Consider the following 21,831-nt stretch of genomic DNA (forward strand, 5'->3'; position numbering starts at 1 on the left):
CGATCGGGTTTAGATCAGACCGCCCGATACCACGTGCGCGATCATGTGTGCCCGATTTCGTGCCCGCGTTTTCAGCCGAACATTCTCGATATGCCGCTCCACCGTGCAAGGCGCGATATGCAGATTCAACGCTGCTTCCTTTGCCGAGTATCCGTCAGCGACTAAACGGACGACTTGGACTTCTCGTTTGGTCAGGACCGGCGCTTCAGTAGTAAAACGAATCATTATTACCCCCGTTTGTTAACCTACTTAATCGGAAGTAATCAGTTTCGGATCGCAAATGGTATGGTGAATTCTCCCAGCGCAACGATTGCAGATTGCACTTTTTGGTATTCGATTCATTAATATGAACGCGCACAAGTGAACATTTGATACGTTTTGTAACGCAAACTGGGACTATTGGTTTTCCCCCGCTCCTGTAAAGGAGCGGGGTATTGATTAATTGTCGTTAGCGGGCAGCGCGAAGTTGCTGATCAACACCTCGCGCGCCCGGCGCGATGCAGCCCCGACCGTGTATGTCGTGTCGATCGCGCCGATGGTGAAGCGGCCGAACGTCTCGCGCACGCCCTCGTTGTCGTTCAGCGACATGAGGAACTTGCCCTTGATGCCCGCCAGCTGCTCGGCGAGCGCAGCGAAGTCGTCGCGGCTGAAGAGGTCCTTGCCGTAGTCGGTCTCGCAGGCCCAATAGGGCGGATCGAGGTAGAACAGCGCGCCGTCCCGGTCATAGCGTCGGATGAAGTCCGCATAGGGCAAGCGCTCGATGACGACGGACTGCAGGCGGTCATGGAGATCCGCGAGCATCGGCTCCAGCTTCCCAACGTCGAAGCGTGCCGGGCTGGAAGCATCGACGCCAAAGCTGCGCCCCGACACTTTGCCCCCGAATGCCAGGCGCTGGACGTAGAGGAATCGCACGGCGCGCTGCAGATCGGTCAGGCGATCGGGATCCTGCCCGAGCAGCCGCTCGAACTCGGCCCGGCTCGTGACGCGGAAACGCAGCATATCGACGAGGTAGGGGTAGTGTTCGGCAAGGCAGCGGAACAGGCCCACGACGTCGCCGGAAATGTCGTTGATCGCCTCCGCGCGCGGGCGCCGCCGGCGGCGCAGAAAGATGCCGCCCATGCCCACGAAAGGCTCCGCATAGCTGGAGTGCGGCGTGCGCTCGATGATGGCGCAAATGCGCTTGGAAAGGTTGCGCTTTCCGCCGATGTAACCGGCGACGGGAGCAGTGGGGGATACGAGAACAAAAGGGGTAGACATGTTGGATTTCCTGCACGATGTCCCTCCCGCGCCTAGACGCGGAAGGGTACTCGATGGGACAGGCGCTTGGCCCGTCAGAGTGCGAGTGCAGGCTCGCTGGTTTCAGATGTGGGGACATCCGAGACCCCCTTCCGTAAAGGGGGATTGCGCCGCTGGGAAGGCGGCGCGGTACTCAATTCAGATCGCCGGAGCCGTGAAGGTATCGCCGGCATACCGTCCGCCAGCAGCGAAGGCTGCCTGATAGAGGGCATAGTCGAGCGCGCGAACCTGTTCGAAGGTCCGTCCCGAAACGGTCAGGTCTTCGATGTACGAGCGATAGGCCACGTAGCTTGCCGACTTGTTGCCGTAGGTTGCGGCCGACCCGTAGGATCCCGCGAGGCCCCAATAATTCAGGGCGATCACCAGCGCAGTATTGCCATTACCCGGACCGGCTGCACCATCAGCGTTGAAGACCAAACCAGTTGAGCCAACGTTCGGGACTGGCATGTCTGTGAAACTAGCAATGGGGTTCACGGCTGACTGCATTGAGCCCGTGGTGTGCGCCTGCAAAAGTTGGGTGATGTAGTTGGTGCCGCCGTTACCGATGCCGCCACGGATCGCGGATTGCGTAGAAGGCGCGGTCGCGCCTCGGGTAATGCGCCTCCACTGTGACACATAGAACGAATGTCCCCGATTTGCAGTGATGTAGTTGGCTAGAGCCGTTTTGGCTTGGATTCCCTTGAAGTTGGCATTCACCGTATCATTCGTCTGGCTGACGATGGTGTGAAGGCCACCACGAGGGGTTCGTTCCGAGATGATGATACCCGCCTGATCAGCAACGCCGGTCATCGTCAAAGCCCCCGAAGCGGCGTCGATGGCCGTGGCCGTGATTGTGCCCGAAGCTACAGATTGCGAGAAGTTAACCGTATAGACACCCGCCCCGCCCGGCGTCCCAGAAACCTGAGACGCCACAAATGTGCTCGCCAAGACGCCGGTGCCGGTGATGACTTGGCCCGTCACGATGGACCCGGCCGCCAAGGCGGTCACTGTCAGAGTAGTGCCCGCCTGTCCGATCGTGCCGTTGTCGATCCTTCCGGTAAAGACCGCCGCGCCGACCGCATCACGGAACCGTTTCCACGCGATATTCGGAACATCAGCACCTGAGACGGGGACTCCGGCCGGCAGAGGGGAGGCCGAGTGAGATGCATCGAAAAGCGCGAGACTGCCGGGGACGAGGAGCGCGTCATCATCGTCTGCCCACGGCAGCGAGGGATCGGGATCGCCAGCAAAGGGGATAGCAATATCGAGGCCATAATCAGGCATGTCAGTCTCCTCAGATAATCGGAAGGGAGGGGAACCAGCCCATGGAGACGATCGCGCGGTAGTAGCGCAGCGCCCAAAGAGCGTAGCCGAAGTTGTTGAGGTGCAGGAAATCGCCGTTGCCGGTGGTCGCGCCGGATCGCATGCCGGAAGGGACGTAGCCTGCAGCGAGATCCTGCGCGTCGGTGCGCCCGTTCGAATAGGCACCGTAGCTGTCCGGGACGAAGCCGATGATCGCCATCTCCCCGGCGGTTGGCACTGCGTTGAGATCGACGAAGCGACCCGGATGCGCCGCCGCGATCGCGTCCCGCTGGGTATTGAACGGCGTCAGGTTCTCGCCGGGCGCGGCAAGCGTGCCGCCGACAAGGTAACGCGGCAGGTAAGCGGTCTGATAGGCGATGCCCGCCGCCAGCGCAGCGAGGATCGCATTGGTCCCTGCGGCGCTTGTCCCGTCGTTCCGACCGTAGGTAAAGATCTGCACCCTTGGTCGGCTTTCCACGCCTTGATCGGGGATAAACGGCGTGTTCGGCGGGCAGGCGACTACACCACCTGCGGCGGTGCGCGTGAAGGTATAGGTGGACTGCCCGACCGTACCGCCACCGCTGCCCGAAAGCGTACCCGGTACGCCTGCTAGGGTGCCGGTGCGCGTCAAAATCCCAGAAACGCCGGAACCCCGCAGAAGATCGACGTCGTAGGCCGTGACTGTCACCGGGCCCGAAGCCGGGATTTGATTGCCCGTGACCGTGATCAGGGCTGGGGTACCGCCGTGGCGTGCCTCGATCTCCTGCGAGATCTGACCGCCGACACCGCGGTTGTTCACGGCGGAGATGATCAGCGAGCCGATACGATCGAACAGCTGCTTGGGGAACGGCCCCTGACCCGCCCCTGACCCTACCGAGCCTGCACCTGCAGTGAGGCTGTCGCCCCAGCAGTCGATAATGTCGTAGGGATCGACCGGCCAGATCGGCCCACCCGAAGCCGGAGCATACATCATGCGTCCGTCGCTATCGCTGTCGAATAGCACCTTGTCGTCCGAGGTGAGCACCGGATTGCGGTAGCTTCCCAGCGCCGAAGCGGGCGTGATCTGGATCAGCGCGCTGTCGGAACGGCGGCGCGAAGTGATCTGGACCCTCCCATTCGCCATCACAGCGGCCATGGCGATGTAGCTTGCGTTGGCGCTGGCGGCGCGGCCGGAGCCAGAAAGGCGGTCGACCAGATTGACGCCGGGCTGATCGGCGATCTTGCAATCGATGGGCAGCGTCTGCCGTGTCCACATGAAGCCGCTGGCCTTGGTGTACTGACCGAGCAGCCGGTTCTTCCAGCGCAGGCGAACGACGCCGCCATTCTCGGTGGTCAGACGTCTGAAGTAAGCGCCGACACCGGCGGCGACGAGACGCGAGGCGAGCGTGCTGGTGAGATCGTCATCGACCTTCGCGCTGGCAGGCAGCGTCGCCTTGCGCGGGTAGAAGCCGCTGGCGCGATCGAGCGTGGCGTAGAGGCGGTTGCCGATGCGCCAGCGGATCGAACCGCCGATACCCGGCTCACCGCCAAAGCCCTTGATCTTGTCTCCGGCGTTGGCACCCACAAGACGGCCGGCAATCGCCGATCCGTCTTCGAACCTGCTGGTCATCGGCAGGGTAAGCTTACGCGGGAACAGACCGTTGGCCGCATCCACCGTGGCATAGATGCGGTTGCCGATCTTGACGCGCAGGGTGCTGCCGGGTCCGGCGGTTTCGCCAGCGGGGCGGCGCAGGAACGAGCCGACCGGGCTGGAGAGCAGGCGATCTGCCAGCGCCATACCCGTATTATCATCCACGGTCGCAGCTGCAGGGAGACGAAGTTTGCGGAAGTAGAACCCCACTGCCGCGTCCAGCGTGCCGTACACACGGTTACCGATTCGCCAGCGAGAGCCAGAGGGGCTGCTTTCCCGGCGCAGTTTCCCGAAGAAGGTGTCGGTCAGCGTTTCCGCCCAGGTGCCCGGATCGGCGGCATTGCCGTCGTCTTTTGAGAGGACATAGGTTCGATCGGTCTCGCGCACGTAAGCTTGCATGCCGCTCTTGCGCCTGCTGACCGGAATAGCGTCACGCTCAGCGAGCGTAGCTACAGCGCGGTATCCGCCCTGAAGGTCGGCCTCGCCGACGACGGGAAAGTCACCCGCAGGTGTTGCGGGGGAGGCAAGCTTGGGCATTACGAAATCTCCACCGGGATCGAGCCGGTCAGCTTGTTGGGAGAGCGCAGGACGATGTAGCTGAGCGTGGCGCCCGCAGCCGTCGTCACGCTGACGGTGGTTTTGACCGGCACCTCGTCGAAGCCATAGATCTTGTAGCTGGCGGGATCGCCCAGCGAGGCAGGGTAGGCGTAATAGGCGTACTTCCCCGGCGCGGCGCCACCTTCGACGGTCAGGCTCTTTGCCCGAGCACTGCTCAGTTCGCTGCCAGCGAGCGCGACCACACCGGCGCTGCCGAGTGCGGCGGCGTCGGCCACACCCCAGAAGCGGCGGGGCAATACCGTGACGGAAACAGAACGGCTTGCGGACACCGCGCCGCCCGGCGCCCCGGCATCCTGCACTGTCAGGTCATAGACGTTGCTTGCTGAAACAGCCGGGAACACCTTGGAGCGATCCCCCACCGCAACCGCTTCGCCTTCCAGCGTCTGCCCGGTGATGGTGCCGGAGACGGTCCAAGCGACGGTGACGGCGGCAGAAGCCCCTTGCTCAATTTGGCTGGGCGCCACCGTCATGGCGGTGATGGACAGGCCCGGATAGAGGGCCTTGTCGAGCGCATCGGCAATGGTGACGCCGGGCTTGTAGTTTAGGATGCTGGCAATGCCAGGCGCTTCGCTGAGTTTGGCCATGGTGTTTCCCCGTCAGACGCCAAGGGTTCGGATCCACACCGTCACGGTGCGATCGTCCGCGTTCCAGATGCGCAGCCCGGTCGGGGCGCCATTGGCGTCGACGTTGATGCCGGCAATCCCGGTGTTGTCCTGAATGCTGGTGTTTCCAGCGACGGTGCTGATGGCGAGCGTCGGATTGACCCATGCCGTATGCGCCACCGGCATGTTGTACGTGACGGTCGCATTCTCAGCGACGTTGAAGGTCCCCCACGTCACCTTCTTACCGGAGGCGAAGACCTCATACCCGCCGTTCTCGGTGAAGTTGCGTTCGACCACGCGGTCATAGGCGGCTCCGTGATAGCCATCGAGCAGATCGGCGTTCAGGTCCGAGCCATCGCCATCGACGCTGCGCAGCTTCACCAGCACGTCCCCGGCGGTGTAGTTGTTGGCAGCCAGCTTGGTGTCGATCTGCGCCTGCAGCCCGTTGTCGGCGGCGATACGCGCGCCGATCTCGGCATTGATGGCGTCCCACAGGTCAGCGACATTGCTGATACGGGTCTGCACCTCTTCGGCGAACGACTGGAGAAACGAAGCGAGGCGTCCTGCAAGCGTCTTGGGCGTGACGAAGCGGCGATCGTCCTCGCCGGTTAGGACCTCGGCCTGAGTGGCGATCTCCGCAACACCGGCGACATCTTCGGTCGCCGCCGGGTAGGCGAAGACTGCATTGCCATAGGCAATGTTCGCCGCGAAGTCGGCCTCGAAGGCGATGTCGAAGGCGAGCAAGGCGAAAGCCAGCCCCACTTTCGACATGACGGGCTCAGCGCCCGTGTGAACGGCGAACAGGGTGCCGTCGTCGAGGAACAGGCCAAAGCCGGTGGCCGTCCATACATCATCGCTGGTGTCGTAGGCGGTCAGGTGCGTGACGTTGGCGGCCGAGGCCACGCCCGAGGCAACGTCTACCCGCTTGAACTCGCCGGGGAGGGCTTCAAGCGTAGGGGCATAGTCGAACGGCGTTGCCGAAAGCCCGAGGCTGGAGATCACCGTGGGGTCGGAGCCCGATGCAGCCTGAACGGCGGCAAGGCCCGCGTCGGTCAGCTTGAGGACCAGCGTGGCCATTATTCAACCTCCCAGTATTCGGAGCCGTCTTCGGTGCGGAAGGGCTCGCCGATGTTGCTGAGCCAGATCCGCGACCAATCGCGGCTGTGGTCGATGATGGTGGTGCAGTCGGCGCGGTACATGGCGCCCGCCATGCCGCCAGCGGCCATGTACAGACCGGCCTGCGCTTCCAGCACCTGCACGAAGTCGAAGTGCGAGCGAGCAGGCTTGGCGATCGCGACGTCGGCAATGATAGCGTCGGCCGTCGCGGGGGTCAGGAACGACGCGCCAATGTCCGCAGGGGCGCGTACTTCGAAGGTATGCGGGGCACGTCGGGGCGTAGTCTCATGCCACTCGGTGAGCGAGAGCGCTGGATGATAGCGGGCAAGCACTTCCTCGACGGCGCGGCGCGTGCCCTTGCGGCGGTGATAGGGGATCGCATCGGCGACGGCGGCGCGCTTGTATTCAAGCGTCCAGCTGGTCTTCCAGTGGCTGATCGCGAGGCCCCATGCCAGCCAAGGCAGGTGACCCTCGGGGCAGGTGGCAGGCGACCAGAGGTCCCGGATCGGTATGGCGAAGTCGAGGACGCTGGCAGCAGCTTGCTCCAGCGCCTTCTCCAGCTTCGTCGAGGCCGGTGGCAGGATCGAGGGATAGGTCACTCGCTCGTGCCCGCAAGCCTGCCGGTGACACCGATGCAGTAGGGCGCCTGTGTGCGCGTGACGACGATGTCAGCGACAGGCGAGTTGAGGCGAATGTTCTGCGCGCCTTCGACGTGCGCGGCGCGGTAGAGCGCGGACAGGGTGATGTCGCGGCCGATGCGGTGGCTTTCGTCCACGTAGGCCTGCACGCTCGCCAAAGAGTTCGTCAGGATCAGCGTGCCATCGGGACCACTGAAGGCCGTCAGGTCGTAATCGACCAAAAAGTTGATGATCTGCGCCGACTGGACGGTGACGAGGTCGGTCAGTGGGCGCCGGGTATCGGCCGAGACATATGCCTGGACGATGTCCACCAGCGGCTGCGAGGCGGTGCCGTCGCCAAGGCGGGACAGCAGGGATACGACAACTTCGCCGGGACCGGGGCTGGTGGCGGTGGCATCAAGCACTTCGGCATCGGCTGACAGGGCGTGGAAGACGTAGGCGCCCTCGGGACCGGCGACCGAATAGCCTTCCGGGGCCAGCACCATGCGCCGGCGGAACTCGGTATCGCTTTCCATCACGGCCGGGATCCCGTTCGCATCGTCGGCGGAAGTGATTTCCTTGCGCATGATGCCGAACACGGCGGCGATGTTGTCGAGATCGGCGCCGACTGCATGGGCGGCCATGACGGCGCGTGCCGCCTCATTCACCCGCTGGCGCATCATCTGCGCGAGGTAGGCAAATGCCTGCAGCAGCTTGGTGGCCGGATCGCTCTCACGGCCATTGAACGTGATCCCGGCCGCCGCCATCTCAGCCCTGAAGATTGCGACAGCGTCGCCAAGGATCGTTTCGTAGTCCAGCGTCTCGACCGCATCGGGAGACGGCAGCCGCGAGAGATCGACAGCAGTGAAGGTGGGATCGGCCATGCCGGCCATGTCGCGGGAGCGGGTATGCGCGCGCTATCCCCCGGCATTTTGCTGGGCGTCCAGCGAAATGACTAAAGGGTCAGGCGGCTGAAAGGTGCTCGTATAGGACGTCGAGAAGCCGATCGCGGTCGCCAGCCGTGGGGCCGAGCAGTTCGCGCTTGGGATACGGGACCGCTTTCGCGCGCAGGGATGGCTTATCGCGCAGACCATGTTGGTGGACGTCGGCGATCTGCGACACCTTGCCGGTGAAGCCTACCCAGAAACTTTGATCGTCCACGCCGGTTTTCAGGAACCGGGCCGAGGCGAGGCGTCGGAACATCGCGCGGCGGCGCAGGCCGCCACGACGGCGCAGGCGCCCGCCGCCGGCGTTGCGGTGCTCCTCCGGCACGGGGAGCCATTTGACGATCTTGTCGAACTCGAAAGAGCGGATACCTCCGGCCTCGATGTCGAAGCCGGTCAGCATGCGGCCGGTGCCCCACGTGAAGCTTTTCATGATGACCCGGCGCGGTTCGCCGCCACCACCGGCCGGGTAGAGGAAGCATGCGGCACCGCGTCCGGTGACCGGAGGGGCTTTCGCCCTGCGCTTCTCGAAGGCGCTGCCGTCAGGCTGGCGCTGAGCCGTGATGCGCTCGCGCTGGCTGATCGCCAGTTCGCGGGCCATGCGGCGCATGATCTTGCGCCGCTCGCCCGAGGACAGACTGCGCACGATGGCGCCGGCCAGCTGCTCAATCTCGGCGAGGTCGTCAGTCATCAGTCGTCCGCGAGCAGGAGCGGCAGATCGCCTGCGAAAGCATCGGTGAAGCTGGCGTTGACGCCCGCAAAGGCGTCGGTGAAATCGGGCTCAGGCGGATGTTCGACGTCGTAGCCGCTGCCATCGGCGCGCGGGGTAACGATGACGCGTTCGGTCAGGTCGAGGGAGATCTCGATATCGGAGGTTTCGGAATCGAGCAGTTCGGCCTCGAACGCGAAAGGCTGGCTGTCCTGCCGGCGCAGTAACTGGGGCTGTTCCTTTGCGATCCATGCCAGCATCGGCACCATCAAGCGATCAGCATCACCCGCGAAGTCGAGAACCAGCGCTTTCAGGGTGTACTGGTAGACGAAAGAGAGTGTCTTCGACTGCTGCGCGGCGATCTGCCCTGCCTCGATATAGATCTGCAGGCGGTCGGGGTGCTCCTTGAAGTCGGCAGGCAGACAGGCGGTCAGCCAGCGCCGCAGGCTATCGGCCTTGCGCATCGGAGCCCCCCAGCGCGAGGCGAACTTCCGCCTGCAGTTCGATGAACGCCGCGCGGATCTGGCCCGCGACGTCGTAGAGCGCGGTCAGGCTGTTCTGCGCATCGGCGCCAGTCATCTGGCTGTCAGGGCCGCGCTGCACCGGCGGCAGCACCGGGGGCGGCGCCAGCAGGCCCGGCGAGACCCTTGCCGTTCGAGACGTCTGCGGCGCGGTCGAGCAGGCCGACACCGTCAGCATCAACGCACACATTGCGATAGACAGGGCGCTCGATGACCTTCTGTGTTTCATGGTAGATTTCCCTGACTTGGGCCTGCCGCGCGTATTCGGCGGACTGGTGGGCTTGCGCGCCGGTGTCGATCTGGCCCTGTAGCTTCTCGCGTTCGGCGTCGGCGGCATCGTCGGCGCGCTTCTGCGCGGCCTGTTCCTGCGCCACGCCCATGCGCGTTCCGTAGGCAAACCCGCCGATGCCCGCGAGGCAGGCGGCAAGTGCGCCCGCAAGCGCCAAATGGGACAGGCCGACCATTATGCCCAGCGGGCCTTTTCCAACGCGGCCTGAAAGCGCTCGGCATAGCCTGCGATCAGCTGGGCCTTGTCCGTGCCATTGATGATGCGCCGCGCGTTCACGAAGGCCTCGGGAGTTCCGCGGCTTACGATATACTGGCCAAGACCGCGGCCGGTGAAGGCACCGTCTTCCATGCCCTTGACGAGGATACGCGTGGCGATGTTCGGATCAAGCGCGAGGTCGAAGTTGCGAAGCAGCTGACCGTTCAGCTTCAGCGCCTTGTCGGCCCATTCGTAATTGAAGTCCCACGTCAGCTGCACCAGGCCGCGTCCGTACTGCGGTTGGCCGTACTTCCCGGCGGCGGCGTAGGGACGGCCCTTGCCAAGGCCCCATTCCGCCTGCGGCAGGAATCGCGCCTCGTGCCAAGCGGTGGCGAGGCCATAGGCCAGCCAGCCAACCGGCCAACCGGCGGCGCCGGCGGCGACCAGCATGAGGTTCAGGATATTGACCTGTGCCTGCGTCAGCGAGCCGGTGACCTGCCGGATGGCGGAGAAGAAACTGGCTGCATCGCCAAGCGAGCGGGTGCGAGGGGCGGTTGCCATGGGTCAGTCCTTTTTCGGAAGGATGCGGTCAGCGACGCGACCGGGCATGCTGGACAAGGTTTCGATGGTGGCCTTGGTCACGCGCGGGGTGGCATCGAACGCCAGCAGCGCGATGCCGAACGCGATCGACTGCGCGACGAAGCCATTCCAGTCGGTCACCGCGATGATGGCGAGCGTCGCGTAGTAGCTGACCGTCGAGCCGACGACCCACTGCAGCAGGCGCTGGCGCCATGGCATGTGCGGCTTCCACGCCTGCGCGGCGGCTGAGCCGATCAGGGAGGGCGTAAGCGAGCCGATCAGATCGACGCCCCATTCGGATACGGCGTGTAGGATGGTGCGCAGGTCCATGGGGTTAGCTCCAGAGTTGAACGAGGGGCAGGACGCGGTTGGCGTTGCCCTCTTGCGTGGCAGTCGCCGGGATGATGACGACGGTGCCGAGAGGAAGGATGGTGCCGAGATCCGCGAGGCCGGGATTGGCATCGAGCACGCGCGTGATCTCGCCGGGGCCAAGGCCAGCGTCGCGCCAGAGCAGCTGATCCAGCTTGTCACCCTGCTTGGCGGTCAGGCGCTGCTCTGCCGCCATCAGATCAGATCGACGGTCGTTCGCGCCTTGCCGAGGATGTCGCGCACGGCATGCAGGGCATCACGGCGCAGATCCCCGATCGAGGGCGTCAGTTCATCCGCCTGATTTCCGCCGGCGGACGTGGTGTCGAAGTCGCGGTGGCGCTCGATCAGTTCGGCCTTGGTATAGAGCGCGACGGCGCGGTGATACGTGATCAGCAGTTCGCTTTGGCCGTCGAGTTCATCGGCGGGCACGTCATCCAGGCGCGCATACCCGGCGGCGACCTGCCGGGCCTTGTAGGCGCGCAAGTCGCCCTTCAGGGTCAGCAGGGCGCCAAGGATTGCGGCACGAAGCCGGGCCGGGGTGATGCTGCTCGGGATCCTCGCGGCTTCGCGCACCGCGCCGGGCTCGATGTCCGGGAAGAAGCCGTCGTTGACGATCGCCGCTTCGGGTGCCGGGGGCTGTACGGTAGCGGGCGCGTCAGGGAGAGCGACGAAGCTCATGACGACGGCAGCTGCGAAGTGGCAACAAAATGAGCGATGCCGTTGTCGTCATAAACGACCGCTATCGGTCCCCAACCCGCGTACTTGCCGGTTTCGATTGTGCCAAGAAAGCCGTTCACAACGCCGAGAAACCCGGAGACAAATTTATTGCCTACAAGCCCGGCTTGCACGGTGGGATGATCCGCGATCGCATCGTTGCATTGCGGACGATGCGCGATGAGTTCGCGCACAAACTTGGGATCGAGATCCAGCAGATCGTTTAGAAAGTCGATCATGTCGGAGGTTTCGGGGCGGACGCTCATGATCTTTCCTTCCGGCCCGCCGGCTAACAGGGGTGGGGATCGGGTCAGCTGGCGGCCCTACGGCTCGAAAGCCTCCCGCAGCGCGCGATCCGCCCCTGAGCGCCGGGGGCGAGCTTGTCAGGCGGGGTCGCCGCCGTTTTGGGTGTCCGTTTCGGGCAAGGTGGCGTTGCAGGCCGCGATCAGCTTTTCCGCGCGCTTGATGCGGTCCTTCACACCCACGCGGCCATTGAGCCGCTGGGCGTTGCGCAGGACATTGAGCGCGGTGACGAGATGCGGCAGCGCAGGCGCTCCAGCCTCCATCTCCTCGGCATCACGCAGGCGTTCGATACCGATGGCCTTGAGCAGCTTGGCGCGAACTTCGTCGTGGATGTCGAGATGGGCGGTCAGTTCTTCGACACGAACGAGAACGCTGGGCGAGAAAGGCTCGCCAGCGTTTTGCACCTTCGCGGCGGCAGTCGCGATCTCTTCGACGACGATGGTCGCCGCATCACGCTGGTAGCGCGCTGGCATCGCCACCTTGTGGCGCAGCATGAACGGCAGAAGTTCGAGCGCGTCGAAATACTCGGCGATGTCGATCAGCCAGACCATGATGGTCGGGACGACTTCGGCGGCGACGCCGGTGCCCACACCCGCATCGGCCTCCAGCACGCCGCGCACCCACGCGACGTATTCAGGAATCATCTCGCGCTTCGCAGCGACCTTGCGATCGATGGAACGGATTTCCTTGAGCCGGCGCAGATCGTGCGTCAGGCGCAGGGCGATCTCGCGCTCAGCGCGGGCGGCGGGCGATGCCGTATTCGCCCCCGCTGCCGGGGAGGGAGCAGCAGCGGGGGCGGTGGCCGCCCCGCGCACAGGGGCAGCGCTTGCGTGGATCGGCTTCGCTGCGGTGATGGTCTGGGCAGCGAGAATACGATCGCGTTTACGACGAGCAAGGCTCATGGCGGTGTCCTGTGTGCGGGGCGGTTAGCTGGGGCGAGAGCCGGGATCAGGCCGGCTTCTTGCCCATGACGACGTTTTCGATGAGGGCGCAGCGGCCGTAGTCCTCGACCACGTAGTCCTCGTTGACGGACTCGTAGTTCTCGATCTGGTCGAGCGCGGGCTCGTCCTTGATCTGCCGGCGGCGGGTTTCTTCCTGCCAGTAGATCGAGAGGTTATCGAGGCTGGTGACCAGCATCGCATCCTCGGGGAAGAACGGCACGATGACGGCGCGCTTGCCGGCCAGCTGCTTGGGCAGGGTCAGGATGCGGTGCGCGGCCTCGCGCTCGCTCGCCGTGTCGCCGGCAGCCTGCAGCAAGTTCAGGTACTTGTCCTTGACCAGTGCCCAGCCCACGATGACGACGAGGTCGGTATCGCTGCGGTGCCACGGGTCGAGCAGGTCCAGCGCGTCGAACGCCAGCGCGTCGAGGTTGGCATAGTCCGCTTCGGCTGTGGCGGTGTTGGTGGCGTCGCCATCGACGACCTCAACGCCGGCGGCGACGTAGATGGCCTTGGTCGCGCCCGCCGTCAGTTCGCCATCGTCGAGAACGCGATCGGCGGCATGGGTGCGGATTTTGTGGAGCCAGCCCTCGTTGACGTCCTGCAGCAGCGGGTTGGCGGCGCGATCGGTCTGCGGGGCGATGGACGTGCCGTTGAAGCCAATCATGATGCGGTCGCGGCCCTGCTGCTTCAGGATCACGTCGCGCAGAAGGGTCTGGAATTCCGGCTTGTGGCGCCATGCGTCGAGCTTGGTGTAACGGATCGCGTGATCGAAGTTCGTCTGGCGGCAGTGGTAGCCACCGTCGTCCGTGGTGTCGGTAGGATCGCCGGGCGTGCGGCGCTGGCCGCCGGCGGTGTTGGTGCGGCTTGCAAGGGGGCGGGTCACGGTGACGCCGACCTTCTCGCCCTGCTGCGAGGGAACGCCCACGACATTGATCATGCCGAGGAAGTCGCTCGATTCCTGGATTTTCTCTTCCAGCTTCTGTTCGACGGCCGGAGCCACGCTGAACTTGACGGTGGCGCTGTCCACGCCGTTCAGCAGTGCGATCTGGCTGACATAGGCGTTGAACAGCAGGCGGGTTTCATTGCGCATTTGCGGGAGCTCCTAAGGGGACGCGGGGCGTGGAGGCAGGTCGGTGGTACGGGCGCTCAGCAGTCCGTGAGCGCGGTGCCGGCGCCGCCCGCAGCGGGAGCGCGCTTGAAGGTCTGGGGCTTCTCTTCGGTGGAGAGCTTCGCCTCCAGCGCATCGAAGCGGGTGGCGAGTGCAGTCACGGCATCGTTCGAAGGCTTGACTGCGGCGGCGACCTGTTCGCCCAGCGCCGCGCTGAATGCGGCCACGTCAAAGCTGTTGTCATTCGCCGCCTTGGGCTTCGGCTCTTCCTTCGGCTTTTCGGTTTCCGAGCGGCCGAACATCGCCGCGAGACCGGCAAAGCCCGACTTGATGGCGTCAGCCACGCTGGAGTTCTCGGCCGAGGATACGATCTCGATCGAGGTTTCATGGGCGGCGGAGAAGACGTTGGGGCGCGACATCGCGGCGAACTTGAGCGGTTCCGTGCCCAGCGATGCAGGCTGATCGGTGACGGCAAGGCCGACGAGATACGCTTCGCCTTCGCCCGCGAAGTCGGGATGGATTTCGCAGCTGGTGAACAGCTTCTGGTCGGCCTTGTTGATCGCAACCAGATTGTCGTTCGCGTCGATCTCGGCGTAGAGGCCCAGCAGCTTCTTCTTTTCGCCGCCGATGGTGAGTTCGACTTCTTCGGTCTTGAGCGAAAGCACCGAACCGTAAGCGTTGAAGGGCTTCTCCGGGCTGTAGCCGGCAATGTGCTCGCAGTTGATGCGGGCGGTGTAGGTCGCCGGGTCGTAGTTTGCAGCCATCTGCTCCAGCCATTCGCGCTGGATCACGCGGCCATCGACGGTGGCGCCTTCGACGGCGACGCGGAAAAACTTGGTCTTTGCCATGATCGGTCCGGTTCCCTTGGAGAGTTCGGCGGCGGTGTTGACGCCAGAAAGGGACGGTCGGAGACGATCTCTCAAGGGCATGCATTTCGCTTAGCGTTCAGCGAAATGAACGGCGGTGATCGCGGCGGAAAGCGCGCGGCATGGTCGCGCCATGACCGGCCCATTCCTTCCCCAGCCCGGCGCCCCGGCGACCGCATGGCAGTTCGACCCGCGCCGCCATGCTCGCAGCCTGTATTGGCGTGGGTGGGGCGTTCAGCAGATCGCCGACGAGTTCGAACTGCACGGCGTCAAGGGTGACACCGGCGGGGCGATTCCGCGCGCGACGATCGCGGCGTGGAAGCAGCGCGACAAGTGGGATGAGGCCCCCTCGATCCGCAAGATCGAAGACGGGCTGGAAATCCGGCTTCTCACGCTGATCGCGAAGGAGAAGAAGACCAGCGGCGATCTGGTCGAGATGGAGGCGCTGTCCAGGCAGATTGAGAGCCTCGCGCGCGTGCGCCGGTTCGAGCAGCCCGGCGGCCATAGCGGTGACATCAACGAGAAGGTCGGCAACCGCAACGCCGGGCCGCGCAAGAAAGCGAAGAAGAACCACTTCACCGCCGAGCAGGCCGCCGAACTCAAGCGCATCTTCCTTGAGGGCTGCTACGACTATCAGCGTCTGTGGTGGGACGAGAAGGATCAGCGCACCCGCATGATCCTGAAGTCGCGCCAGATCGGCGCGACGTACTATTTCGCGTTCGAAGCCTTGATGGATGCGATCGAGACCGGCCGCAACCAGATCTTCCTGTCAGCGTCCAAGGCGCAGGCACACCAGTTCCGCTCCTACATCGTCAGCTTCGCCAAGCTGGTGGGTGTCACCCTCGGCGGCGATCCGATGCCGATCACTTCGGAAATGCTGGACGAGGAGGAAGCGGCGGCGGAACTGCACTTCCTCGGCACGAATTTCCGCACCGCACAGGGGCGTAGCGGCAATTTCTATTTCGACGAATTCTTCTGGGTCCATTCGTTCGAGGAGTTGAACAAAGTCGCCTCGGGCATGGCGACGCTCAAGAAATGGCGCAAAACCTACTTCTCTACGCCGTCCAGCGTGGCCCACCCGGCTTACCCCTACTGGACCGGCGAGCGCCGCAACCGTCGGCGCAAGAAGGCCGAGCAGATCGAGATCGACGTCAGCCATGCCGCACTGGCGGCGGGCAGCGTCGGGCCGGATCGGGTTTGGCGGCACATCGTGACGCTCGAAGATGCGGCGCGCGGCGGCAACAGCGATTTCGATATCGAAGAACTGCGCGACGAGTATGCGCCGGACGAGTTCGCCAACCTGTTCATGTGCGACTTCGTCGACGACAGCATGTCGGCGTTCAAGTTCAACGACATGATCGCCTGTGGATGCGACAGCCTTGTCGAATGGACCGACGTCGATCCCGAGGGGGCGCGGCCCTATGGCAATCGCGCGGTGTGGGCCGGGTACGATCCGCAGTCGAGCGAGAACGGTGACAATGCCGCGCTGGTGATCGCGGCGCCGCCGTCCAGCGTGGGCGGGCAATTCCGTATCCTTGAACGGCACCCGCTGCGCGGCCTCGATTTCGAGGAGCAGGCCGAGTTTATCAAGTCAATGCTGAGCCGGTACAACTGCACGTACCTCGGGATCGATGCCACGGGCGTCGGCGCCGGTGTCTACCAGCTGCTCGCGAAGCCCGGCGCAATGCCGGGGTGTTCGGTTGCCAAGATCGAATACTCGCTGGAGGTGAAGGCGGGGATGATCATGAAGGCGCAGAACGTGATCCGTCGCGGGCGTCTGGCATTCGACAGCGGCTACCTCGATCTCGTCTCGGCCTTCGTCTCGATCAAGAAGACCCTGACCACCAGCGGCCGGAACGTCACCTTCAAGGCCGGGCGGGGCGGCGAGGACGGGCACGCCGACCTCGCGTGGGCGACCATGCACATCCTCATGAATGAGCCGCTCGACGGCAAAGAAAAGCCCAAGGGCACGATGGAGATAATCGAATGAGCAAGCGTAGCCGTGCCCGCCGCATGAGCCGTCAGGAGAGTGCCGCCGCGTCGAGCGGCGCGATCGTCGCGGCCAACGACAACCGGGGCAAGTCGATCGAGGCTTTCACCTTCGGGGATCCCGAGCCGGTGAACAGCAGAGCTACCATGCTCGACATGCTGGAGTGCTGGCACAACCAGCGCTGGTACGAGCCGCCGATCTCGCTGGAAGGCCTGTCCCGCTCGTTCCGCGCCTCGCCGCACCATTCCAGCGCCATCATCCTGAAGCGCAACATGCTGGCGGCCAGTCTCGACCCCGCGTCCCTGATCAGCCGCCGCGATTTTGCGTGCATGGTGCAAGACTACCTTGTCCTCGGGAACGCCTATGTGCAGGAGGTGCGCAACCGCCTCGGCGGGTTGCTGCGTCTCGATCACTGCCTTGCCAAGTTCACTCGGCGGGGCGTTGTGCCCGGCAGCTTCTGGTGGGTGCCCGGCTATCAGAACGAGGTGGAGTTTGAAGGCGGCACTGTCCACCAGATCATGGCACCCGACATCAATCAGGAAATCTACGGCATCCCCGAGTACCTGTCGGCGCTGCAGTCCGCGCTGCTGAACGAGAACGCGACGCTGTTCCGTCGTCGCTATTACGAGAATGGGAGCCACGCCGGGTACATCCTCTATGCGACAGGCGAGTTCGCGGATGGCGACGTGGATAAAATGCGCGATGCCCTGAAGCGTTCAAAAGGGCCGGGCAACTTCCGCAACCTGTTCGTCCACGCGATCGGCGGGAAGGAGAACGGCATCAGGATGCTGCCGATCGCCGAGGCCGGTGCGAAGGACGAATTCCTCGGCATCAAGAATACGACGCGCGATGACGTGCTTGCCGCGCACCGCGTGCCGCCCCAGCTGCTCGGGATCATCCCGGCGAACGCCGGCGGCTTCGGCGATCCGGCCAAGGCGCTCGACAGCTTCTTCGAACTGGAGATCCTGCCCCTGCAATCCGTGTTCCTCGAACTGAACGATGCAGTCGGACGGGACGTGCTGCGATTCCGGGAGCGCGTGAAGGCAGCGGGCTGACCCTCAACTCCTCGACACGAACGAAGGGCGGCTCGATTGGGCCGCCCTTTTTGCATCCAGAGTGCGCGCACGATTGTTGCGCAGTTTGCCGCGGCTATCCGGTGACCACGGGGCGCCGTCGCCACCGGAAAAGCGCGGAACCACGCGGGTCGTCACCCCGGAGGCCGGGGCCGGGGCTGCACCCCCTCGAAGCGCGCTTTTCCCCCCGCCTCGCCCGCGCACTTTATGAGTGGCATTTGATGCACCATCACGACTTCCCTCGGCCCGGCCTAGGTCCTAGGCTGGACGCGCTCCTCGAAGGCCATCCTGGCGTTGCAGTTTGATGCAGCTGGAACGCCGTTTCGAAACGATACGGATCCTCCGAAATATTTGATCCCCGCCCCTTCTCCACCGTGGGAGGTATGGGAAAAGCGTAACATGCGTAACCTGCGTGCGAGGCCTCACATCAGGTATCTGATTTATAATGATTTTCCGCGTTACATCTTAGGTGTAATCTGGCGCAACCTCGCGAAGCGAAAAAGGTAACCCCCGCAGAAATCCTAAGGTTTTTCAGATCAAAAGGTTACGTTTTTAAAAGGTAATCTCGTCACTCCGAGGTTACGCTTTAGGTTACGTCAAAAATGGCGGATTTCCGGGGCATGTTACGTTTGTTACGTTTTTTCCGGGACCCCCCACTATGGCAGATGATGACGAGAAATTATCCGCTTGGGCTCGAAGCCTCCGTTGGATAGATGGGAGGGTAAGCTCAGGAGTTTGCTGATGAATCGAGATTTGTTTGGCGATGTGGCAGAAGTCGAAGGCCAGGAAGAAGGCCTCGACGATGTGGGGGGCGTCTCGACAATAACGGTTCATCAATCTGTCGTCAGTGGAACAGATTGGACCGCTGAGACGATAATCAGTCAAATTGACAAAGGCAACATTCAGCTAAATCCTCGATTCCAGAGAAGAGATGCGTGGGAAAGCAGTCGAAAAAGCCAATTCGTAGAGTCTCTTATTTTAGGGCTTCCGATCCCGCAGCTTGTTCTTGCGGAGTCTCCTGCTAAAAGAGGGTCGTACATTGTCATCGATGGCAAGCAACGCCTACTGAGTATTCGGCAGTTTGCGGCAAAGGCAAATGACCCGACATTTAATCAACTAAAATTATCTGGCCTGACAATCCGGGATGATTTGAAGGGCGAGACCCTTGAAACCCTGCGCAATGATCCGACGCGTGGAGACGACGTCGCTGCGTTCGAGAACCAACCAATCCGCACGGTTGTCATAAAGAACTGGGGTAGTGAGAACTTTCTCTATCAAGTCTTTTTGCGCCTAAACACCGGTAGCGTGCCTTTGTCGACGCAGGAGCTGAGGCAAGCGTTGCATCCCGGCGAATTCCTCGAATTCATTGACGAGGAGTCCGTCAAAAGCGCTGGTTTGAAGCGGGTCCTCAAGCTGAAAAAGCCAGATTTTCGCATGCGAGATGCAGAACTCCTTACGCGATGGTACGCGTTTCAGCACTTCGCGCCGCTTTATTCTGGCGACCTGAAAACCTTCCTCGACAATGCCTGCGCAGCACTTAACAAATTGTGGACTGGCAATGAATCTCAGATCAGAGCTGAGCTTTTGGAATTCGAAGCATCGATAGATGCTTGCTACAATATTTTTGGCGACCACGCTTTTCGGAAGTGGACATCGGGGAATTACGAGCGACTGTTTAACCGGGCTATATTTGATGTGATGACCTACTACTTCGCCGTTCCTCACGTTCGCGCTGCAGCTGAGGCCTCCCCCGCATTGGTTGTCCAAGCTTTCCAAGATCTTTGCGATAACGATGAGGACTTTCGTGCCTCTATTGAGCGTACCACCAAGAGCATGGGGGCGACGTCCAAGCGCTTTGATGCATGGGCTGGTTTCCTAACAACATTGAGCGCAAACGTAATCTCGCCGCTCTGATTGTAGGAAAGCAGAGCGTGGCACGTTCTAACCGCTTCAAAGAGCTCAGGCGACGTTTACGGGACCTTCGCAAGCATATGTTGCCCCACACATTTTCACCCACTGGTGATTATACTTCGAGGCAACAGGATCGGGCGCGTGGCTATCGTCTTCTCGCTCACGCGGAGATCGAGGCGTTCATGGAAGAAATTTCCATTTCCGCTGCAACGAGGGGGGTGTCCGAATGGGTTAATACACGGAAGGTAAGCGACTGCTTGTTCTGCTTGATAACTCATTACCATCATGGTTTTGCCGTCGATGAAATTGATGAAGAGCCCCCCTTTGGTCCTTCTACGAGGCAAAAAGCTAAAGATGGAATAAAGGAAGTTGTGAACGTCGCGATGCAGCAATATCGCAAGATACATGGCGACAATCACGGTGTAAGGGAGAAGAATCTTCTACGCCTAATGCTTCCGATTGGGATTAGGAAAGACGATTTGGATCCTCTCTGGATAACAAATCTTGATTCATTTGGGAGGCGACGCGGCGATTTAGCGCATCAAGCGATAGGCGCCCAGCAAGCCATTGATCCGCGCGCCGAACTGCAGGCGATCGAGGATTTGCTGGTTGGGCTGGAAAAGCTGGATGGGCTGGTCCAGGCGGTGCAATGAGCGGTATATGGTATGTTTTATGGTGCTAACGCGCCTTCGCTACAAATTATATTTTTAGATTCAAATAGTTATATTTTCTGGTCGGTGGACACCCTCTCCGCCACTTACTCTTCCAGACACATTCAGAGCGATCCGTAGAAAGCCCAGGAATTCCAAGGCTTACCAAATGATTCGCGTCCTGCCGCCGCATCCAACATCGCTGTCCGATTGGTCATGTGGGATAAAATGTGGGAAGGTTTTGGTCATGGGAAAGCTGTCCGTAACGAGTGTGAAGGCCATTTCGCTGCCATGTCCTACGATAAGGTGCCGACATTCCTGCGGCGTCTGCGTGAACGCGAATCGTTCAGTCGCCTTGCGCTCCAGTTTGCGATCCTGACGGCCGGACGTTCTGGAGAGGTGCGAGAGGCGACTTGGGATGAGATCGACCTTGAAGCCAAGCTCTGGACCATCCCCAAGGATCGGATGAAGGCCCAGCGCGAGCATGTGGAGCCGTTGGGTGAGGGCGCCTTGAAAATTCTGCGGCGATGCGAGGAATTGCGGCTCGGGGCGGCTACCTTGTTATTTCCTGGGGCGCGGCCGAAGTCCCCGCTGTCCGACATGACTCTCACCAAACTGCTCCGCGAGATGCGTGAGCCCTACACCGCGCACGGCTTTCGCTCGTCATTCCGCGACTGTGTCAGTGAGGAAACCCAACATTCTGGCGATGTTGCGGAGGCAGCGCTTGCTCACGTGGTGAAGAGCAAGACTGAGGCGGCCTATCGTCGAGGCAATCTGCTGGAAAAGTGCCGGGCCATGATGGGCGACTGGGATGCGTTTTGCGGAGGACTGAATCCTAAGGTCGATAGGGGGGTGATTCAGAAGGCTCGCAATGATCCTTTGCGCCAAACCTCCCCGGGCCGGCTAATGTAATCATATATGGTGGTTTGTTGGATTTAACTCATCAAATATGAATTATAGACCCAGTATGAGCTTCATCTTGTCGTGAACGACCGCTCGCTCATATGATCTTGCTAGCGGGCAGGAGACGCTTACCTCGCGAAGCGCATTGCGCCATGAAGAGGACACCGTCTGTGCCAGCCCTTGAATGGTGTCGCGGGCTTCCTGCTCCCCGATTTCGAAGAACTCGCAGGCCTCCAGCGGAGCGATCATGCGCGCGGCCTTCCAGGATCGACATTTCCAGATACGGGTTGCTGTCGGGTGCAGGATTGACGTCGAACACAGGCGACAAGCGCCATTGCCCGCCGCCGACATACAGGAAGCTGTGGTTCTTCAGGTGGTCGTCCTTGTTGGATACCTCCTTGCCCTGTTCGTAGGCACGCGCGATCGACGTGATTGCTTCCAGATCGACGAAGCGCGGGACAGAATCCCCTGCGTTGCCGCGGATGACCTGACCAGCCTCATCGAGAAAACGCATGGCTCCCTGGCGGCAGGGTGTCATCAGATGGTGTGCTCGAACCAGTTCCTGCCTTTGTGGCTGTAAGTTCTTCGAACTGACGTGCGGCCATG

At 62.3% G+C, this 21,831-nt stretch carries 26 protein-coding genes; 5 read left to right on the top strand and 21 right to left on the bottom strand.

Going from position 1 to position 21,831, the window contains the following annotated elements:
- Positions 1 to 9 precede the first annotated feature (9 nt).
- The 20 genes from HWN72_RS03365 to HWN72_RS03460 all read right to left on the bottom strand — a co-directional run bounded on the left by HWN72_RS03365 (position 10) and on the right by HWN72_RS03460 (position 14,680).
- Positions 10 to 225 (bottom strand): response regulator transcription factor, encoded by a 216-nt coding sequence (locus tag HWN72_RS03365; protein WP_211149824.1) that lies wholly within the window; start codon positions 223 to 225, stop codon positions 10 to 12.
- A 213-nt stretch (positions 226 to 438) separates the two neighbouring features.
- The gene (locus tag HWN72_RS03370; RefSeq protein ID WP_211149825.1) at positions 439 to 1,257 is read right to left on the bottom strand and encodes a DNA adenine methylase; all 819 of its coding nucleotides are present in this window, start codon (positions 1,255 to 1,257) and stop codon (positions 439 to 441) included.
- Positions 1,258 to 1,434: 177 nt separating this feature from the next.
- Positions 1,435 to 2,559 carry a hypothetical protein gene (locus HWN72_RS03375; RefSeq protein ID WP_211149826.1) on the bottom strand — a complete coding sequence of 375 codons (1,125 nt, stop codon included), beginning with the start codon at positions 2,557 to 2,559 and terminating at the stop codon, positions 1,435 to 1,437.
- Positions 2,560 to 2,569: 10 nt separating this feature from the next.
- Positions 2,570 to 4,744, bottom strand: a complete 2,175-nt coding sequence (locus HWN72_RS03380; protein WP_211149827.1) for a hypothetical protein — start codon at positions 4,742 to 4,744, stop codon at positions 2,570 to 2,572.
- The gene (locus HWN72_RS03385; protein ID WP_211149828.1) at positions 4,744 to 5,409 is read right to left on the bottom strand and encodes a hypothetical protein; all 666 of its coding nucleotides are present in this window, start codon (positions 5,407 to 5,409) and stop codon (positions 4,744 to 4,746) included. Before HWN72_RS03385 ends, HWN72_RS03380 begins: the two co-directional genes overlap by 1 nt.
- Positions 5,410 to 5,421: 12 nt before the next feature.
- Entirely contained in the window at positions 5,422 to 6,504 is a 1,083-nt protein-coding gene (locus HWN72_RS03390) for a hypothetical protein (protein WP_211149829.1), read from the bottom strand.
- Positions 6,504 to 7,142: a phage tail protein I gene (locus tag HWN72_RS03395; protein WP_211149830.1), complete on the bottom strand. Its 639-nt coding sequence runs from the start codon at positions 7,140 to 7,142 to the stop codon at positions 6,504 to 6,506. The genes HWN72_RS03390 and HWN72_RS03395 overlap by 1 nt, the downstream gene beginning before the upstream one ends.
- Entirely contained in the window at positions 7,139 to 8,044 is a 906-nt protein-coding gene (locus HWN72_RS03400) for a baseplate J/gp47 family protein (RefSeq protein WP_211149831.1), read from the bottom strand. Before HWN72_RS03400 ends, HWN72_RS03395 begins: the two co-directional genes overlap by 4 nt.
- Positions 8,045 to 8,123: 79 nt before the next feature.
- Positions 8,124 to 8,795 (bottom strand): phage virion morphogenesis protein, encoded by a 672-nt coding sequence (locus tag HWN72_RS03405; RefSeq protein WP_211149832.1) that lies wholly within the window; start codon positions 8,793 to 8,795, stop codon positions 8,124 to 8,126.
- Complete coding sequence (locus HWN72_RS03410) at positions 8,795 to 9,277, bottom strand: phage tail protein (protein ID WP_211149833.1); 483 nt, start codon at positions 9,275 to 9,277, stop codon at positions 8,795 to 8,797. Before HWN72_RS03410 ends, HWN72_RS03405 begins: the two co-directional genes overlap by 1 nt.
- Complete coding sequence (locus tag HWN72_RS31555; RefSeq protein ID WP_256434537.1) at positions 9,261 to 9,392, bottom strand: hypothetical protein; 132 nt, start codon at positions 9,390 to 9,392, stop codon at positions 9,261 to 9,263. Before HWN72_RS31555 ends, HWN72_RS03410 begins: the two co-directional genes overlap by 17 nt.
- Before the next feature lie 7 nt (positions 9,393 to 9,399).
- The gene (locus tag HWN72_RS03420; RefSeq protein ID WP_211149835.1) at positions 9,400 to 9,798 is read right to left on the bottom strand and encodes a hypothetical protein; all 399 of its coding nucleotides are present in this window, start codon (positions 9,796 to 9,798) and stop codon (positions 9,400 to 9,402) included.
- Positions 9,798 to 10,379: a hypothetical protein gene (locus HWN72_RS03425; protein ID WP_211149836.1), complete on the bottom strand. Its 582-nt coding sequence runs from the start codon at positions 10,377 to 10,379 to the stop codon at positions 9,798 to 9,800. The genes HWN72_RS03420 and HWN72_RS03425 overlap by 1 nt, the downstream gene beginning before the upstream one ends.
- Positions 10,380 to 10,382: 3 nt before the next feature.
- Positions 10,383 to 10,727, bottom strand: a complete 345-nt coding sequence (locus tag HWN72_RS03430; protein WP_211149837.1) for a hypothetical protein — start codon at positions 10,725 to 10,727, stop codon at positions 10,383 to 10,385.
- Between the two features lie 4 nt (positions 10,728 to 10,731).
- Positions 10,732 to 10,962 (bottom strand): tail protein X, encoded by a 231-nt coding sequence (locus HWN72_RS03435; RefSeq protein WP_211149838.1) that lies wholly within the window; start codon positions 10,960 to 10,962, stop codon positions 10,732 to 10,734.
- Positions 10,962 to 11,444, bottom strand: coding sequence for a head completion/stabilization protein (locus HWN72_RS03440; protein ID WP_211149839.1), 483 nt, complete (start codon positions 11,442 to 11,444; stop codon positions 10,962 to 10,964). The genes HWN72_RS03435 and HWN72_RS03440 overlap by 1 nt, the downstream gene beginning before the upstream one ends.
- On the bottom strand, positions 11,441 to 11,746 hold the full coding sequence (locus tag HWN72_RS03445; RefSeq protein WP_211149840.1) for a hypothetical protein: 306 nt from the start codon (positions 11,744 to 11,746) through the stop codon (positions 11,441 to 11,443). Before HWN72_RS03445 ends, HWN72_RS03440 begins: the two co-directional genes overlap by 4 nt.
- Positions 11,747 to 11,863: 117 nt before the next feature.
- Entirely contained in the window at positions 11,864 to 12,685 is an 822-nt protein-coding gene (gpM, locus tag HWN72_RS03450; RefSeq protein WP_211149841.1) for a phage terminase small subunit, read from the bottom strand.
- A 46-nt stretch (positions 12,686 to 12,731) separates the two neighbouring features.
- Complete coding sequence (locus HWN72_RS03455; RefSeq protein WP_211149842.1) at positions 12,732 to 13,814, bottom strand: phage major capsid protein, P2 family; 1,083 nt, start codon at positions 13,812 to 13,814, stop codon at positions 12,732 to 12,734.
- 56 nt (positions 13,815 to 13,870) lie between these two features.
- Complete coding sequence (locus HWN72_RS03460) at positions 13,871 to 14,680, bottom strand: GPO family capsid scaffolding protein (RefSeq protein WP_248005783.1); 810 nt, start codon at positions 14,678 to 14,680, stop codon at positions 13,871 to 13,873.
- Between the two features lie 151 nt (positions 14,681 to 14,831).
- On the opposite strand from HWN72_RS03460, the gene HWN72_RS03465 reads away from it, so the two are divergent.
- The 5 genes from HWN72_RS03465 (at position 14,832) to HWN72_RS03485 (ending at position 21,234) form a co-directional block, all read left to right on the top strand.
- Positions 14,832 to 16,688, top strand: a complete 1,857-nt coding sequence (locus HWN72_RS03465) for a terminase large subunit domain-containing protein (RefSeq protein WP_211149843.1) — start codon at positions 14,832 to 14,834, stop codon at positions 16,686 to 16,688.
- Positions 16,685 to 17,743, top strand: a complete 1,059-nt coding sequence (locus HWN72_RS03470; RefSeq protein ID WP_211149844.1) for a phage portal protein — start codon at positions 16,685 to 16,687, stop codon at positions 17,741 to 17,743. Before HWN72_RS03465 ends, HWN72_RS03470 begins: the two co-directional genes overlap by 4 nt.
- Positions 17,744 to 18,502: 759 nt before the next feature.
- Positions 18,503 to 19,675: a DUF262 domain-containing protein gene (locus tag HWN72_RS03475; protein WP_211149845.1), complete on the top strand. Its 1,173-nt coding sequence runs from the start codon at positions 18,503 to 18,505 to the stop codon at positions 19,673 to 19,675.
- 17 nt (positions 19,676 to 19,692) lie between these two features.
- Positions 19,693 to 20,325 (top strand): HEPN domain-containing protein, encoded by a 633-nt coding sequence (locus HWN72_RS03480; protein WP_211149846.1) that lies wholly within the window; start codon positions 19,693 to 19,695, stop codon positions 20,323 to 20,325.
- 288 nt (positions 20,326 to 20,613) lie between these two features.
- Positions 20,614 to 21,234: a site-specific integrase gene (locus tag HWN72_RS03485; RefSeq protein ID WP_248005784.1), complete on the top strand. Its 621-nt coding sequence runs from the start codon at positions 20,614 to 20,616 to the stop codon at positions 21,232 to 21,234.
- 88 nt (positions 21,235 to 21,322) lie between these two features.
- Here the strand turns inward: HWN72_RS03485 and HWN72_RS03490 are convergent.
- On the bottom strand, positions 21,323 to 21,831 hold a 509-nt coding region (locus tag HWN72_RS03490; RefSeq protein ID WP_211149848.1), incomplete at its 5' end, for a HipA domain-containing protein.

This window comes from Novosphingobium sp. HR1a, assembly GCF_015594425.1.
Taxonomy (GTDB): Bacteria; Pseudomonadota; Alphaproteobacteria; order Sphingomonadales; family Sphingomonadaceae; genus Novosphingobium; species Novosphingobium resinovorum_A.